Origin of the sequence: Vibrio sp. LB10LO1, assembly GCF_010092875.1 — a bacterium.
Taxonomy (GTDB): domain Bacteria; phylum Pseudomonadota; class Gammaproteobacteria; order Enterobacterales; family Vibrionaceae; genus Vibrio; species Vibrio campbellii.
In genome coordinates, this window is the sequence record NZ_JAADJW010000011.1 from 149858 (window position 1) to 165319 (window position 15462).

The 15462-nt window shown below is 40.1% G+C and carries 19 protein-coding genes and 1 pseudogene; 19 read left to right on the forward strand and 1 reads right to left on the reverse strand.

What is annotated here, in order from left to right; all coding sequences use genetic code 11:
* Window positions 1-40: 40 nt before the first annotated feature.
* Window positions 41-1003, reverse strand: coding sequence for an integron integrase (locus GXP65_RS10475; RefSeq protein WP_045458294.1), 963 nt, complete (start codon window positions 1001-1003; stop codon window positions 41-43).
* Window positions 1004-1239: 236 nt separating this feature from the next.
* On the opposite strand from GXP65_RS10475, the gene GXP65_RS10480 reads away from it, so the two are divergent.
* The 19 genes and pseudogenes from GXP65_RS10480 (at window position 1240) to GXP65_RS10620 (ending at window position 14585) form a co-directional block, all read left to right on the forward strand.
* Window positions 1240-1851, forward strand: coding sequence for a hypothetical protein (locus GXP65_RS10480; RefSeq protein ID WP_162092739.1), 612 nt, complete (start codon window positions 1240-1242; stop codon window positions 1849-1851).
* 137 nt (window positions 1852-1988) lie between these two features.
* Entirely contained in the window at window positions 1989-2339 is a 351-nt protein-coding gene (locus GXP65_RS10485) for a hypothetical protein (protein ID WP_162092740.1), read from the forward strand.
* 146 nt (window positions 2340-2485) lie between these two features.
* Window positions 2486-2995: a ClbS/DfsB family four-helix bundle protein gene (locus tag GXP65_RS10495; protein ID WP_162092742.1), complete on the forward strand. Its 510-nt coding sequence runs from the start codon at window positions 2486-2488 to the stop codon at window positions 2993-2995.
* Window positions 2996-3137: 142 nt separating this feature from the next.
* Window positions 3138-3980, forward strand: coding sequence for a DUF6602 domain-containing protein (locus GXP65_RS10505; RefSeq protein ID WP_162092743.1), 843 nt, complete (start codon window positions 3138-3140; stop codon window positions 3978-3980).
* A 175-nt stretch (window positions 3981-4155) separates the two neighbouring features.
* Entirely contained in the window at window positions 4156-4887 is a 732-nt protein-coding gene (locus GXP65_RS10515; RefSeq protein ID WP_095760998.1) for a PhzF family phenazine biosynthesis protein, read from the forward strand.
* Window positions 4888-5047: 160 nt separating this feature from the next.
* Window positions 5048-5962 (forward strand): hypothetical protein, encoded by a 915-nt coding sequence (locus GXP65_RS10520; RefSeq protein WP_162092745.1) that lies wholly within the window; start codon window positions 5048-5050, stop codon window positions 5960-5962.
* A gap of 9 nt (window positions 5963-5971) precedes the next feature.
* Window positions 5972-6074: pseudogene (locus GXP65_RS10525) on the forward strand (DUF3265 domain-containing protein).
* Between the two features lie 26 nt (window positions 6075-6100).
* The gene (locus tag GXP65_RS10530; RefSeq protein ID WP_072606153.1) at window positions 6101-6460 is read left to right on the forward strand and encodes a hypothetical protein; all 360 of its coding nucleotides are present in this window, start codon (window positions 6101-6103) and stop codon (window positions 6458-6460) included.
* Between the two features lie 244 nt (window positions 6461-6704).
* Window positions 6705-7661, forward strand: coding sequence for a hypothetical protein (locus GXP65_RS10540; RefSeq protein ID WP_021448785.1), 957 nt, complete (start codon window positions 6705-6707; stop codon window positions 7659-7661).
* Window positions 7662-7903: 242 nt separating this feature from the next.
* Entirely contained in the window at window positions 7904-8380 is a 477-nt protein-coding gene (locus GXP65_RS10550; RefSeq protein WP_162092747.1) for a hypothetical protein, read from the forward strand.
* A 137-nt stretch (window positions 8381-8517) separates the two neighbouring features.
* Window positions 8518-9135 (forward strand): LysE family translocator, encoded by a 618-nt coding sequence (locus GXP65_RS10555; RefSeq protein ID WP_162092748.1) that lies wholly within the window; start codon window positions 8518-8520, stop codon window positions 9133-9135.
* Between the two features lie 143 nt (window positions 9136-9278).
* A complete protein-coding gene (locus GXP65_RS10565; protein WP_038191198.1) occupies window positions 9279-9635 on the forward strand; it encodes a hypothetical protein in 357 nt (118 codons plus the stop codon).
* A 150-nt stretch (window positions 9636-9785) separates the two neighbouring features.
* Complete coding sequence (locus GXP65_RS10570) at window positions 9786-10646, forward strand: hypothetical protein (protein WP_162092750.1); 861 nt, start codon at window positions 9786-9788, stop codon at window positions 10644-10646.
* Between the two features lie 239 nt (window positions 10647-10885).
* Window positions 10886-11128: a zinc ribbon domain-containing protein gene (locus GXP65_RS10580; RefSeq protein ID WP_080765108.1), complete on the forward strand. Its 243-nt coding sequence runs from the start codon at window positions 10886-10888 to the stop codon at window positions 11126-11128.
* Window positions 11129-11302: 174 nt separating this feature from the next.
* On the forward strand, window positions 11303-11542 hold the full coding sequence (locus tag GXP65_RS10590) for a hypothetical protein (protein ID WP_045418853.1): 240 nt from the start codon (window positions 11303-11305) through the stop codon (window positions 11540-11542).
* Window positions 11543-11710: 168 nt separating this feature from the next.
* Window positions 11711-12262 (forward strand): GrpB family protein, encoded by a 552-nt coding sequence (locus tag GXP65_RS10595; protein ID WP_162092751.1) that lies wholly within the window; start codon window positions 11711-11713, stop codon window positions 12260-12262.
* A gap of 169 nt (window positions 12263-12431) precedes the next feature.
* Window positions 12432-12932, forward strand: coding sequence for an opioid growth factor receptor-related protein (locus GXP65_RS10605; RefSeq protein WP_162092752.1), 501 nt, complete (start codon window positions 12432-12434; stop codon window positions 12930-12932).
* A gap of 160 nt (window positions 12933-13092) precedes the next feature.
* Window positions 13093-13788: a hypothetical protein gene (locus tag GXP65_RS10615; RefSeq protein ID WP_080536172.1), complete on the forward strand. Its 696-nt coding sequence runs from the start codon at window positions 13093-13095 to the stop codon at window positions 13786-13788.
* A gap of 161 nt (window positions 13789-13949) precedes the next feature.
* A complete protein-coding gene (locus GXP65_RS10620; protein WP_162092753.1) occupies window positions 13950-14585 on the forward strand; it encodes a DUF5677 domain-containing protein in 636 nt (211 codons plus the stop codon).
* Window positions 14586-15462: the final 877 nt, after the last annotated feature.

The window sequence follows — 15462 nt, forward strand, 5'->3', positions numbered from 1 at the left end:
TCACGGAGTTACGTCTAATAACTCCGTGGCTTTTGTATTTCTATAGGTTTGATAAGGGACTTAATACACCTCCTGCGCCGCGTTCGATCACGTGGGTGTAGATCTGAGTCGTTTTCACATCGGTATGCCCAAGTTGCTCCTGGACGGTTCTTATGTCGGCTCCTGACTCAAGAAGGTGGGTAGCAAAGCTGTGCCTAAGCGTATGGCAAGTGACAGACTTTTCAATTCCCGCGTCTTTTGCCGCTCGTTTGACTGCCCTTTGTATCGCACTCTCATTGACATGATGCCGCCTAAACTCACCAGTATCTGCATCTATACTTAATTTGGTTGATGGGAAGAGAAAGTGCCAGTTGAAATCCAATTCTGCGCCAGGGTACTTCCTTCGAAGTCCATCAGAGATATAAACACCAGCATAACCGCCCATATGACGGTCCTTCTGGTAATAATCTCTCGTTAGGTTGACCTGTGCTTTTAGTGGTTCATGTAGCTCTTTCGCTAATGTGACCGTTCTATTCTTACCACCTTTTCCTTGCCACACTCTAAGCGCACCGTAGTCGTAATCAATATCTTGAATTCTTAGTCGTAAGCATTCCATAATTCGCAGACCAGAACCGTACAATAGTTGGATATGGAGTTTGTATTTGGGGTCAATATGCTGAACAAAGCGTCTCACTTCGTCTCTTGTTAACACAACGGGCAGTTTTTTCTCAGTGAGTGATTTTTGAAATCTCATATTCAATGAAAGTGGCATCTGGAAGTACTCTCGATATAAAAATGAGATGGCGTTTAATGCAAGTGCCTGCGTTTTCACTGCTACCTTTTCATCAATGGCAAGATGACTCAGAAAGCGTTCAACATCGTCTTCACAAAGTTTGGAGGGGTGAGCTAGTTGATGGAAGACAATGTAACGCTTTATCCAAAACAGGTAGGTTTCAATGGTTTTCTTCGCATAGTGACGCGAGATCATATGCTCTTTGACGCTAAGTAAAAACTGACTTTTCATTTTCTAATTTGACTGGTTGTTTATACAGTTTTATAAACTTAGCCTCTCATTAAGAACTAGGCGTCACTTCGCCGTCTAATTGCGTGTGTGAGCACACAGATTAATACTGATTTTCTATTTGTTTCATAAAGATAAGTGCTAGCATGCATACTTTCTTTTGGAATGAAAGAAGGCGGTAGCCTGCCTGAAAGGTGGCAAAAGGCCGTATAGAAAGCGTTAGTTGCTTTGGAGGAAAATTGACAGTTAATGAAATTGTTACGTTAGTGAAAGATGTCGTACTTGGTTTAAGTGCTTTAGGAACGTTTTTCGTGGCTATGTATGGCGTAAAAAGCTGGGCTCGTGAATTGAAAGGCAAAGCAGACTTTGAGGTTTCTCGACAGCTAATCAGGGCCGTGTATAAATTTCGTGATGAAATGGAATACTCCCGCTCCCCAATGACGTTGCCTAATGAATTCCCAGAGAACTACGATCCTATGAATAGGTCTTCTGAATACAAAGCTGAATCCTGGTCATATGTGTTCTCAAATAGATGGAAACCTGTTGTTGAAGCTGTACAAGAATTAGAGGCACAAGGTTTGGAAGCTGAAGCTCTTTGGGGAAATGAAGTCAAAGGGTTGGTACAAGAACTTAGAAAAAATGCTCGTTTACTACGTGTTGGAATGCAGGCGGTTGTAGACAACGAGATGGAAGATAACGAAAACTTTTCCAGTGATCCTGAGTTAGGTAAGCAAATGAGAAGTCGCGTTTTTAAACCAATTAGGGATGAACAGGATGAAATTACTGATGCGGTTAAGTTGTCGGTTGAAAAGTTAGAAAACTATCTTCGACCTCATTTGAAACGCAACTAACAAGCAATTTAAGAGGGATTCTCAACGCTTGGCACTTTCGCTTCTACTTCAATTTTAGTGTTTATGGCACAATGCTTTAGGTGTGGGTGGCAGCGTTGTTCACCCCTTAATTGGGCGTTATGCTCTAGGAGGTAATTTTGCTCGATTTGTTTAAAAAAGTGGTTCTGATTAACCTCTCAGCGGCACTTGTTGTCATAGCTCTAGCCCAGTTTGTTCCTTTCTTCGCTACTACGCAATTGGTCGACTTCCTGTTCTTTGTAGTCATCATTATATGGATTTTGGCGAAGCTAATGTGGGAAGGTGGTATCCATAGTAAGACCACTCGGTTAGATGACCCTAGAACAGATAAAGTCTACAAAATGGTAGAAGGACATGATTTCGAAAAAGAACAACATGAGCACTACCGAATGAACTACCAGACTGGTTTGGTTTTCTTCATTGCCGGTCTACCCGCGTTTATTGCTTGTTTAGTTCTTCAATTCCTTTGAGTACGAGCATAACAATCTGTTTAAGAGTGATTCGCAACGCTTGGCATTTTTGCTATGCGTTGCGTTTTGTGTTTAAGGTGGTATGCGGAAGCATCGGTATTGCGTTGCTCACACCTTAACAGGGCGTTATGTGAATGGAGGTCAAAATGTCTTCTGTGCCAAGAAATAAGGATGAATTGGAGTTGGCTATAAACTCAATATTTCCGAAACTCATGGCTGACTATCGTTCAATTCCGGAAAGCAAAGTTCGCAAACCTGGAGTAGAGGGAAACGTCAAAGGTACAGTCATTAGCGTTAGTGATACAGTGGCTTACTTGATTGGTTGGGGAAAACTCGTTCTTAAATGGCATCACTTAAGATCTCAAAACCAACATGTTGATTTCCCGGAAACTGGTTATAAATGGAACCAATTAGGATCACTCGCTGAAAGCTTCCACGAAGAGTACTGTGAGTGGAAATATGATGATTTACTCATTGAGCTTGAGTCTACAGTTAACGAGATACTTTTACTCATTTCAAGCTTAAGTGACCATGATTTGTATGGTGTTACGTGGTATGAACAATGGACTTTGGGGCGCATGATTCAGTTTAATACATCATCGCCTATGAAAAATATGCGTACAAAAGTTCGGCGTTTCAATCGAGAATTCACATAACAAACTGTTTAAGAGTGATTCGCAACGCGTGGCATTTTTACTATGCGTTGGTTTTAGTGTTTAAGGTGGCATGCGGCGGCTTCGGTATTGCGTTGCTCACACCTTAACAGGGCGTTATGCAACAGCAGGAAAGAGAGGGCGGATGACTAGCCAAATATTTGATAGCTTATTGAAAGAAAAAATAAATATTTTTAAATCAGCATTTACTTTGACCGCTAAAGAAGTGTTTTATGATGAGAGCAAAAAGCGAATTTTTCATAATGGTGAGTTTGGTACATACAGAGAGACGATAGTTAGGGACTTTCTAAGATTTGTTGTACCGAGTGCTTATGAGATATCTACAGGATTTGTCATCAGTTCTTTGGACGACATTAGCACCCAATGCGATATTATAATTTATGATGCTAATATGACCCCGATATTTGAGGGGGCTGACAAGCAAAGGTTTTTCCCTGTCGAAACTGTACATGCTATCGGTGAAGTTAAGTCGACTTTAAACAAAAGTCAGTTTAAAGATGCTATTAATAAGCTTGCAAGGAATAAAGCGCTAAGTGAACGTTTGCATAACCCTCCGAGTATATTAAAGAAAGTTAATGGTTTACCCTATAATCCTATCGAACATCATATGGACTTAATTCCTTCATTCTTAATATGCCAAAAACTAGCATTTGATATTGATAAACTTAGCTTTAATGAATTGTATGACGACGATATTGAGTATAGGCACAGGCACAATTTTATTTTGAGCATTGAAGATGGTCTCTTTGCTTACTTTGATGAGGAAAAAAATACCTACCCCTATAGCAGTACAAATAATGTTCATTACAAGAATCGGGTGCTATCTCCTGATGTAAATGAGCATGGTCATTTTATGGGGTTTGCATCTTTTATGTTTATGGTGACTACCCAGAAAACCTTGTTCTATCCAGAGATCTCAAAATATATGGGGTCTGTAAAAGGATGCTTACAACGAGATCAAATGTAATGCAGTTGCATAACAAACTGTTTAAGAGTGATTCGCAACGCGTGGCATTTTTACTATGCGTTAGGTTTTGTGGTTAAGGTGGCATGCGGAAGCATCGGTATTGCGTTGCTCACACCTTAACAGGGCGTTAAATTGCAATCGAGGATGGTGGATTATCAAATTAGATATATATGATGTGTTTGGTGGTGAATCGGCTTCTGGTAACCCTTGTGGTGTATTAGAGCTTGATAGTTGGCTTTCTGATGAAGAGTTACAGAAAATAACTTGTGAAGCAGGACTGCCAGTTACCTCTTTTGTTATAAAAACTAATGGACAGTTTCATATTCGCTGGTTTGCACTGGATGGAGAAATTAACCTGTGTGGGCATGGTAGCTTAGGGGCTGGTGCTGCAATCATCTCTAAGTACAAACTCGATAGTGTACTTTTTAGTAGCAAGTACGGGAACGTCTCAATTGCCAAAAAGAATGGTGTATATACTCTTGAGTTGCCAAGTTGGAAAGGTGAAGCATGTGTTGTTCCACCGGAAATATCGGACTTGGCTGTTGATGCTATTGAGGTGTTTTCAACTCGAGACTTAGTCATAGTCTTACCTTCTTTGGAATCTGTCAGAAGTTTTAAGCCTGATGATATGCGTTTTAAACAGCTTAGTAAGTACCATGCTTTAATCGTGACAGCCGCGAATGGTGAAAATGGGTATGTATTAAGATATTTCGCGCCAAAAATAGGTATATCTGAAGATCTGGCGACAGGTTCTGCTCAATGCTCTTTAGCTCCATATTGGTTTGACAGACTTGATTCAGATTCACTTGAGGTACAACAACTTTCGTCGTCAGGTGGTTATTTTGGTGTAAGACGTAATTCAGGTGATTCAATTGTGTTATTAGCAAATGCAAAGCTACGAAAATAGCAATTTAACAAACAATTTAAGAGTGATTCAGCACGCTTGGCATTTTTGGTTTGGGTTAAGTTCAGAGTTTACGGTGTTCAAATTGGGTGTGGTGTTAGCGTGCTTCACACCTTAATTGGGCGTTATATCACCAGTCAACCCAGTAGGTTAGGGCTAAATAATGAAAATAAAATTAGATATAAAATCGAACGCAATAGATAGTTTTAACGAAGCACTGGCTAAGCTAGAGAGTGCTCAAAATGGTGACGAAAAGGGTTATAAATTTACAATTCTGCATTTATCCCATGCGATTGAACTTGTTTTAAAAATGTACCTGCAAAGCCTAGATGAAAACTTGGTTTTTTCTAAGTGCTATAAAAAAGTAAAACAACGAGCATCAGAAAAGAAAATCGATCTTTTGGCTGCGTATTATGAGTTAGAAAAAGAGAAGTTTGACTTCGAAGCTGTCGTTGCTGGTCATGACAATCCATTTACTGTAAACGTAAGCGACGTATTGGCTATCGCCAAGCACGAGACTTGTTCTATCACAGGTAACCATTTTGTTGATCAAGACTTCATTGATGATATTGACTGGATGAAAGGGATTCGCAATGCCATTGAACATTTTCAGTTTGAATTCACAGTGAAGGAAGTTCGCTTGTGTATTGGCCGATTAGTTCGAGGGTTAGATGAGTTTGCGGACGTCTTTTCGTTGTTCAATTTAGAGAAGGAAGTCGGAAAACATTGCTATGAAACCTTCAATGTATTGGCTGACGAATATGAGCACGCATTAGCAGAAGCACATATGGATGTGCATGAAGCAAAGGAAGCACTATTCAGAGGTACTAGACCTAAGCATCAAATGTTCATTGAGTGGAATGAGTACTATTGTGAAGAGTGCAATAATGACACAATTATCCCCGACGCTGATTCGCCTACCGGTTATAAGTGCACATTCTGTGGAAATGAAGAGTCAGGACAAATTGAAGTTGATTGTGACGTTTGTGGCTCTCCTTGGGCTAATGAAGAAATGTCGTATTGGGATGAAAATTTAGTCAATGTTTGCCCTCGTTGTGAGAATCCCGAGGCGTGGTGATATAACAAACTGTTCAAGAGGGATTCGCAACGCGTGGCATTTTTACTATGCGTTGATTTTAGTGTTTAAGGTGGTATGCAGCGGCTTTTGTATTGCGTTGCTCACCCCTTAACAGGGCGTTATGTGCTAGGAGAAAAAATGCAGCTAGATGAATACATAAAAGAAACTCTTGTCCAGATTGCCAAGGGTGTTAAAGATGCAACGGAAGAAGTTGAGAGACTCGGTGGTAAAGTAAATCCAGCTCGAACTCATACAGAATATCAGAGCGATGGATTCGGTGTTGTTGGATCTACTGACTCTAATGTGCGTCCAGAAAAACAGACCATCAAGTTTGATATCGCACTGCAAGTAAAAGAAACATCCGGAGTTGATGCTAGCGCAAAAGCTAAACTGGCTGTTCTATCAATCGGTGGCGGCGTGAAGAATTTGGACGAATCGCATACTGCACATCGTGTTCAATTTGAAATTCCAGTAGATCTTCCGACAAAACTCAGTTAACGGTGCGGGTTTTGAACTACGCACATAACAAATTGTTCAAGAGTGATTCGGCACGCGTGGCATTTTTACTATGCGTTAGTTTTAGTGGTTAAGGTGGTATGCGGAGGCTGCGGCACTGCGTGCCTCACACCTTAACAAGGCGTTAGGGCTCTATATCAAAAATGTGAGCCTTGTTGCATTTATCTTCTTGAGTTTTTCATTTTTACCCTCATTTTATTTGTGGAATAAGACATAAGGTAAATCCATGCAAATCGCCCATTCAACTAAACTTCAAATGCACTACTATCTTGAGAACGGCTCGCATAGTATGGATGCAATTGCTCGTAATAAATGCGAGTCTGAAGTTCTTGCAATAGTCCAAGAAATAGCCAAAGTACTTAACACTCAAATAGTCATTGAAGCTGAAGCTTGGAAAGAGGGTGGGCTCAGAGATATCTGGGCATTTACTAATGCAAATGCCGCCGTGATTTCAGTAATCGTAAGCATTGCTGGTATTGTTATATCACGTATCCCCACGACTGATCCGGAACTAGAGCAACTTCAGAAAGAAGATCTAAAGCTCAGTATTTTGGAGCGTCGTATAAACTTAGCAAAGCTGCAAAAGGAAGTAGAAGAAGACAAAGTTACCCAAGATACAGTCGAGAAAGTTGCTTCACTTGTTGATACTAATTACAAAGTAGTTACCCGTAAGTCTAATTTTTATAAGCAATTAAATAACACTCCAAAAATTACTAAGGTTGGCATTAATGGCTTGGATAAAGAGGGAGAGGAAGCTTTTAAAGAAGCAATGGTTCAACGTAGCGATTTTAAACGTTTTATTCTTCACTCAAATTCATTGCCAGTCCAAATCGAAGATAATGCTGTCATAGAAATTATATCTCCGGTTCTCCGTAATGGGAGACACAAATGGAAAGGTATTTATAAAGGCGAAAGCATTAGCTTCTCCATGAACGATCAAGACTTTAAGCGTGATGTTTTATCTGAGCAAATCAGCTTTACTCATGGCGCTGCTATTAAGTGTGTTTTGCACATACATCGAAAACTAGACGAGGTTGGAGATGTCGTAGTTACTGGTTATTCTGTCGATACGGTAATTGAAAACGGTCAAGAAAGCGTTTTTCAAGAGACAATGCAGGGCAAAAAGTACCGTCATCAAAAAGCATTAAAAGACGCCCAGCAAGATTTATTTGCTAGCAATTAGACGAGCCCTAACAAACTGTTTAAGAGTGATTCGCAACGCGTGGCATTTTTGCTATGCGTTGCGTTTAGTGTTTAAGGTGGTATGCGGTAGCTTCGGTATTGCGTTGCTCACACCTTAACAGGGCGTTATACACTTCCCTCTAAAAGTTCAAATAACCAATTCGCAACTATTCAGTTATACATCAATACGGCGTCATTTTCATATATGGTATGATGTGTTTTTATGTTGTTAAGGTGATGATTATGTCTCAAGAAATTCTCCAAAAGTATCAAGTGGAAAGTACTAAGGTACTAATTCAAGAAATGGGTGAAGCATCTGCAAAGCTGTCGACTTTTCTTAAAGATATTGAAGAGCTTTGTCTGTGGCATGGAAAGTTCTTCGATTCTCGTACTGGCGAGAATAGCCATAGTCATGCTATCAAGTTTGGCAATTATGTTCCTGGCTCGAATGGTGATTGGGCGTTTTCCATTGAACTTCGTCCGACAGGGTGGTTTGTTACAATGCCTTGTAATGGACGTAACGGGGTTACAGATGAGATGTTCATTAAGTCTGCTATCCCAAATGTTGTCAACTCGTCCAATCACACTAAAGTGGAAAGTGAGTTCAGAGACCGTGTATTAGTATGGATTGACGAAGGTTTGAAGCAAGGTGTTCTAGCATCTAATACTGGTCGACTACCTTTTTATCCTGCAAATAATCCGAAGGTTCTAAGTGTATAACAAAGCGTTTAAGACGGATTCCCAACGCTTGGCATTTTCGGTTTGCTTTGATTTTAGTGTTTACGGCACAATGGTTTAGGTCGGGTGGTAGCGTTGCTCACCACTTAACGCGGCGTTAGTTTTATGGAGGAAATGTCATGGAAATCTGGAAGTTATTGTTCTTTATACCTGCGTGTTTTGCACTCAATATGACTCCTGGTCCAAACAATCTATTGTCCATGAACAATGCTCGTTGCTACGGTTTCAAATCTGCTTTTATTGCTGGACTTGGTCGTATTGTTGCGTTCGCTGTAATGATTGCCTTGGCTGCTTCTGGTTTAGCTGCCGTTCTTTATGCTTCTGAGACTCTATTTCTAACGATTAAAATTGTTGGCGCAGCTTATTTGTTGTGGATTGCCTTTAATCTTTGGCATTCGGAAGCGAGTCCTTTTTCTGAACTAGCAAATACTCGCAACCAAGTAAGTTTAGCTAAACAAGAATTTTTGCTAGCCGCCGGTAATCCAAAGGCGATCTTAATCTTTACCGCCTTTTTACCACAGTTCGTCGATGTTTCAGCGAGTGTAAATGAACAATTCTTCGCTCTAGGAGCTACGTTCCTAGTTTTAGAAATGGGTGCAATATCGATTTATGCGATATTTGGAATGTACTTAAGGCAGTGGTTTACGAAGCCGAAAATGGCAAAGCGCTTCAATAGAGGTTGTGCAATGCTTTTGGCTATGTCTGGAGCAAGTTTGTTACTGAGTCGCCAGCAATAAAACTAACAAACTGTTCAAGAGTGATTCGCAACGCGTGGCATTTTTACTATGCGTTGGTTTTAGTGATTAAGGTTGTATGCGGCGGCTTAGGTATTGCGTTGCTCACACCTTAACAGGGCGTTAGCTTAAAGGAGCGCGAAACTTTGGATATTGTTTTAATAATCATTTTAGTTTTATGCGCAATATTAGTGTTTCCAGTCTTATTTGGTTTGTTCGAATTGAAAACTTCAAAGCTCAAAGCAATTATCGAGATTGAAGGCAATCAAATAACGGTCCGTAAGCTGGCTGTGGAGCGATTCCTTCGCTTAAAAGGTAGCACGATATGTACCTCCAATATTGTACGTATTCAGTTTGTGAAAGACCCGATTGGAGGGACGTGCGTAACCCTGTTTAATAAATCCGATGGAGCTTTGGACTTTTGGGTTCCAGAGCACTTAATGAAAGGCGTTAAAAGTGAACTTGTTAGTGCTTGCCCGTATGCAAAAGTCGTTGAAATTTAAGCTAACAAGGCGTTTAAGGCGGATTCACAACGCTTGGCGGTTTTGGTTCAAGTTAGCTTAAGTGTTTAAGGTACAATGGTTTAAGTTTAGTGGTTGGCGTTGTTCACCACTTAACGCGGCGTTATACCGTTTTCATTAGTGAGGAGTATTTTGAACGTATTCAATAATCGAGAGTTAGCATCGGCGACTCTCATAATTGTCTTCTTTGCTTGGATGATGATTAAACACTCAGAAGTACGAAGCTCGCTAGGTTGTGTTGCCCAAACGATGTTACAGAAGACAATTCTCATTACGCTTGCGACACTAGCTGCTTATACAACCTTGGTGGTTTTCATACTTGAGCGTATTGATGTTTGGAATGTTGGTCAGTTAAAAAACACGATACTGTGGTTTGTGTTTATCGCATTCGTTCAGCTATTAAAAACGACGAAAGTTAGCGAACCTATCGAGTTTCTTAGAGAGTCTTTAAATAGTCAGTTAAAACTAATAGTGCTTATTGAATTTTTGGTGGCATTTCATTCTTATAGTTTTGTGGTGGAATTAATTTTAGTGTCATTATTGACGTTTCTTAGTTGTTGCAGTGCTTTCGCTGTGAAACCGGAACATCAACCAGTGAAAAAAGTAGTCGATGTAATCATCGCTATTTTTGGGCTGTTCTTACTCATTGATTCGTTGCTAAGCATCTATAGCGAACCAACTAAATTTTTCAGTATCGGGACATTTCGTGATTTTCTCGTTCCTATGTTGCTATCTGTTAGTTTGCTGGCATACATCTATTGTTTTTACTATTTCCTTGCGTACGAACGGGCATTTTTAAAAGCTAAAATATACACTAAATCAAAGACTTTACAGAGGTATGCAAAAATCCAGTCATTTATCGCGTTTCGAGGTAAACCAAAGGTAATTCATAAATGGATGCTTTACTCTTGCATTCCAGAATTTGAGTCTCGTGAAACTATTAAGGCATCTATTGAGCAATTTAAAACAAATCATCGCGAAACAACGGTATAACAAACTGTTTAAGAGTGATTCGCAACGCGTGGCATTTTCGCTATGCGTTGTGTTTGGTGTTTAAGGTGGTATGCGGTGGCTTTTGTATTGCGTTGCTCACACCTTAACAGGGCGTTATGCCTATAAGAGGAAATATGGATAGTAAATGGGAGTGCTTTGGGTGCGGGCATAGCAATGAACACTCATCATTAAAGTGTGAAAAGTGCGGGTCTTTAGGCAAAGAGCTTGCAAACAAGCAGATGGCAAACCACCTGTTAGGGAATGACAAAGTGAAATCGAAGTTTGAATACTGCTGTGATAAATGTGGTTCAGAGTCATATGAGGTTGGTGAGTTAAGAGCCAGTGGTGGATTTTGGAGTACATTTTTCAATTACAACAAACACCGTTTTTATTTCTTATCATGCAGTAGCTGCGGTCACACTGAGTTTTACAAACGAGGTCTAGGTACTGGACAAAAAATACTAGATTTTCTAGGTGGTTAGCATAGGCATAACAAACTGTTTAAGAGTGATTCGCAACGCGTGGCATTTTTACTATGCGTTGGTTTTAGTGTTTAAGGTGGTATGCGGGAGCTTCGGTATTGCGTTGCTCACACCTTAACAGGGCGTTAGTTTGCTCCGAAAAAATCTGGAATTCCGTATTAAAGGAGAGTGCATATGGAAGAGTCAGTTTTGGCATTTTTTCGAATGCTAGGTTCCTTATTAAAGACAATTGTTCAGTTAATCATTATTGAGCGTATTGGCTACGGTGTTGGTTGGGTAGTATCGAAAGCTGCTACATTCGGGCGTTTCCCATCTTCAGAGGTAACGGAATCAGAACGTGGAAAAGTCAGCTATATTGGGCTTGCTAGTATTGCTTTAGCTCTTCTAGGAATCGCTGTATTCAATGGTATGTAGCGCGAGTTTGGTTACGCAACTAACAATAAATTTAAGAGTGATTCACAACGCTTGGCGCTTTCACTTCAAGCCAGTTTAGTGTTTATGGCACAATGGTTTAGCTTAGGTGTTAGCGTTGTTCACACCTTAATTTGGCGTTAGGTTTACGAGTTAACATGGGAAGTTAAAGTGGATAAAACTGAGTTGATAAAGCGACTTGAAGAGCTAGGTATAGGGCTAGAGCGTTTTACAGTCCAGATAACCGACTATGTCCATACATGGACTGAAGCCTATGAGCTAATTGTCAGCGTGATTGCGCCTAATTTGGGTGGCGTGACTCTTTATCATATTGGTAGTACAGCGATCCCAGGCTCAATTGCAAAACCGATAATAGATATAGGTATCGCATATAATGACACTTTAACTTTTAAGCAAAACATTCTATTGCTCGAATCTCTAGGCTTTACTTGCAAAGGAGAGCAAGGAGTTGAAGGTCGTTGCTTCTTCACATATTACAACGATAACGAACGTTTCGATTATATCCATGTACATGCTTATAAGCAGGGCGACTCAAAGTTAAGAAAACATATTCAATTTAGAGATGCTCACATTCAAAACCAAGAGTTGCTAATCGAGTACAATTCCTTAAAACAGGGCTTGGTTGCAAGTGGCGTCAGTAGGCAAGATTATCCTGCAGCAAAAGCAGCTTATATTCAAAGAATACTGTCATCTACATCGTGAAATCATAAACCTAACAAACTGTTTAAGAGGGATTCGCAACGCGTGGCATTTTTACTATGCGTTAGTTTTAGTGGTTAAGGCGGTATGCGGCAGCTTCGGTATTGCGTTGCTCACCCCTTAACAGGGCGTTAGTGCGCAAAGATAAAAATTACAATTAGCAGGATTTAAAATGAGTGAAATTGCTCGTTTCATATCTGGTAAAGCTCCAGATAAATTTGGTCGCAATATAGAGCAGTTGTTAGCTTACAACCACTTCTGGCTGGAGCATGATCATAAGTATATTCAAGTTCTTTTCCCGATAGATGAGGGTACTAAGTTCAATCAACATGCTCCTTTGGTAACTAAAGCAGATCGAGAGGCTTTTGCCAACTCGGAAGAATTACGTGTTGCTCACTTAAAAGCACTCGATCTTTTACTTGAGTTTTGGGGATTACAGCGAGATGGGTGTGAGATTTCTTCATTACAAGCGCTAAGTCCTGCTAACCATGTCTGGCTTAAAAGTCATGACCACAACCAACTTCGTCTGACCCGAGCAATTCGTAGTTTGTATTTACTCGGTAATGAACAGCTAGCAACTAACTTGTGTGACTTTCTAGTGGCAGCAGCAAGAGAAACAGGCTTGGTTTCAGATAAAACGGTCGAGTATTGGCGTAACGCGCTTAAAGGTTAGGGGAACGCTGAAAAAGCGCACTAACAAACTGTTCAAGAGGGATTCGCAACGCGTGGCATTTTTACTATGCGTTGAATTTAGTGGTTAAGGTGGTATGCGGCGGCTTCGGTATTGCGTTGCTCACCCCTTAACAGGGCGTTAACAGTATTAAGGAATTTTCGTGGCTGATTACATAAATAAAAACATTCTTAGTCAGGCGTATATTCACGTTGAGCCAGCGGGAATTGAAACTGAAGAACAGCTTGAAGCGTTCAAAGAAAGCATAAGAGCTTTTGCGCTAAGTCGTACAGAGTTTTTCTTATCTGAAGGGCTTGATATAAATATTGAGTTTGAAGAAGGGTCGATTAAAACACGAGTAACGGTTATCGGTACATTAATGCTTCTACTACAAGGCATTAGCTCATACAAAGATTTTAGAGAAGGCCTTCAACTGCTCTATTCGGATTCAAAGTGGTTGTCAGACGCAATTATATCGGAGTCCTTGTATCAAACCAAAGCAAAACACCATGATGTAATTCGGGTTGAAGCTAGGACTGGAATAATTGGCTCTGTTCATAAGGTACTGAATCAGCTAGAAAGAATTAAAAGTGGCGCAAACGGCGCTATGCTTGCTTCCGACATTGTTGAAAAAATTGATGATGTTCAAGATGAATTATCAAAGTTAATGGACAATATCTGCGACCTAGATGATCGCAACTTAGTCGCTAAAGAGTGCAAGTATTTGGTTCAAGAATTACCAGAGATACCAGTACCTCCGAAAGATAAAACCAATAGCAATCATGCTATCAACGAATATCGACGCAAAAAGTCTACACTTAGATCCTCTATAGATATTCATGTGATTGTCGAAGAGTAAGGTGAAAGCATACTGTTAACAAACGCTTTAAGACGGATTCGCAACGCTCGGCGGTTTTGGTTTTAATTGGCTTTTGTGGTTACGGTGCAATAATTTAGTGTTGTGGTAGCGTTGCTCACCACTTAAGCGGGCGTTAGGCATAAATGTAAGGAGTGTATTGAATGGAACTATTAAAGAAAGAAGTTGCTGAATTTATAGAACAATCATGGAAAATTATAGCTGCTTTAGAGGACTTCGAGGCTGACAAAAATCAAATGGTAATTGTTAAACTTTGGGTGAAGTTTATACGAAACAATGAAGCCATTTTAGAGCTGTTTTCTAAAGGATTTTATGATGAAGGAATGACGATATATAGATTATCTATAGAACACCTTTTCAATATTTTTGCGTTGGCAAGAAATAAAGATTTTCTACAAAAGTTTATTAATAACTCAGAAAAGTCAATTCCTAAGGCTATGGTATGCTTGCACGAGGATCTAAAAAAGGAAGATAAGAGTCCTTTAACTCCGGAAAATAAAAATCGCCTAGAAAAAGCCATTGACAATAATCGTAGTAAGGAATTGGATGACCTAGGGTACTCGATCTATAATGCTTCACAGGAATCAGAACTTAACTACGTTTATAACTCATCTTATCGGATTCTATCGATATCCTATGCACACTCAACTTACCTTTCAGCGGTATCGAATGCAAGTAGTGAAGAAATCCGTCCTATATTAGAGGATATGCGTGACTCATTACATATGGTTATTCTTTTAAGTAGAGAGGTTTTTGTTCATAGTGCCCCAAATGCCTAACAAACAATTTAAGAGTGATTCAGCACGCTTGGCATTTTTAGTTTGGGCTGAGTTTAGTGTTTACGGTGGTTAAATTAAGTGTCGTGGTCGCGTGCTTCACACCTTAATTGGGCGTTATGTTTACTTGTATTTCAAAGGCTTAAATGTCTTAGGCTCTAGTTCTTTGTCCCTCTGGCAAGTCGTCTTTAGTAGACTCAGCAAATCCGTATTGTCGGCCTAAGTTCTTGAATCATTCAACCCGTAAAACATGCCAATGTTCGTGGGTTGCTTCATTGTCAGGTCGTGGTGGTTGGCTTCTTGTTTAACTGGCTCAAAGTCGCTTTTGGGTTCTTGGTCAATTGGCATTTTAGCTTGGCAGTTGCCTTGGCAATTCAGCATTGTTTTGCGCTTTGCTTGGAAAGAAAGGGCAGTTGTTGGAACTTAGTCGGGTTGCCTCATTGGGCAGGGAAGTGGAATTACACGTTTTAGGTTGGTCGCCTTTGTCGGTCAAGTTGGTTTAAGCCTTGTGGTTTGCTTCAGAAAACTAGTTAGGAATAGCAGTTCTTTCTCAATTAAATCATGAGTTTGTGGTAAAACATAACAAAGCATTTAAGAGTGATTCGCAACGCTTGGCAGTTTCGCTTCGCTCAAGTATAGCCAAGCGTGGCTCACACCTTAATGCGGCGTTAAGTGTCTATTCAACTTTGCACACATCAATAATGAGGATAGAATACTATTTGAACATCAATTGAGTTTTAAATCATGACCTTACAAGAACTTAGTAATCTAGGAACCTTTATTGCTGCTATCGCAACAACAGGCTCAGTCATCTTGGCGTTAGTATGTAGTGGTTTAATGATCCCGGACACCAAGTTAGGTGGTAAAGTCTCCACCATAA

What these genes read in the sequence shown, in the direction of transcription:
- GXP65_RS10475 (WP_045458294.1), bottom strand. Translation starts at nt 1,003, where the DNA reads ATGAAAAGTCAGTTTTTACTTAGCGTCAAAGAGCATATGATCTCGCGT.
- GXP65_RS10495 (WP_162092742.1), top strand. Translation starts at nt 2,486, where the DNA reads ATGTCTTCTGTGCCAAGAAATAAGGATGAATTGGAGTTGGCTATAAAC.
- GXP65_RS10505 (WP_162092743.1), top strand. Translation starts at nt 3,138, where the DNA reads ATGACTAGCCAAATATTTGATAGCTTATTGAAAGAAAAAATAAATATT.
- GXP65_RS10520 (WP_162092745.1), top strand. Translation starts at nt 5,048, where the DNA reads ATGAAAATAAAATTAGATATAAAATCGAACGCAATAGATAGTTTTAAC.
- GXP65_RS10530 (WP_072606153.1), top strand. Translation starts at nt 6,101, where the DNA reads ATGCAGCTAGATGAATACATAAAAGAAACTCTTGTCCAGATTGCCAAG.
- GXP65_RS10540 (WP_021448785.1), top strand. Translation starts at nt 6,705, where the DNA reads ATGCAAATCGCCCATTCAACTAAACTTCAAATGCACTACTATCTTGAG.
- GXP65_RS10550 (WP_162092747.1), top strand. Translation starts at nt 7,904, where the DNA reads ATGTCTCAAGAAATTCTCCAAAAGTATCAAGTGGAAAGTACTAAGGTA.
- GXP65_RS10555 (WP_162092748.1), top strand. Translation starts at nt 8,518, where the DNA reads ATGGAAATCTGGAAGTTATTGTTCTTTATACCTGCGTGTTTTGCACTC.
- GXP65_RS10580 (WP_080765108.1), top strand. Translation starts at nt 10,886, where the DNA reads ATGGCAAACCACCTGTTAGGGAATGACAAAGTGAAATCGAAGTTTGAA.
- GXP65_RS10590 (WP_045418853.1), top strand. Translation starts at nt 11,303, where the DNA reads ATGGAAGAGTCAGTTTTGGCATTTTTTCGAATGCTAGGTTCCTTATTA.
- GXP65_RS10605 (WP_162092752.1), top strand. Translation starts at nt 12,432, where the DNA reads ATGAGTGAAATTGCTCGTTTCATATCTGGTAAAGCTCCAGATAAATTT.
- GXP65_RS10620 (WP_162092753.1), top strand. Translation starts at nt 13,950, where the DNA reads ATGGAACTATTAAAGAAAGAAGTTGCTGAATTTATAGAACAATCATGG.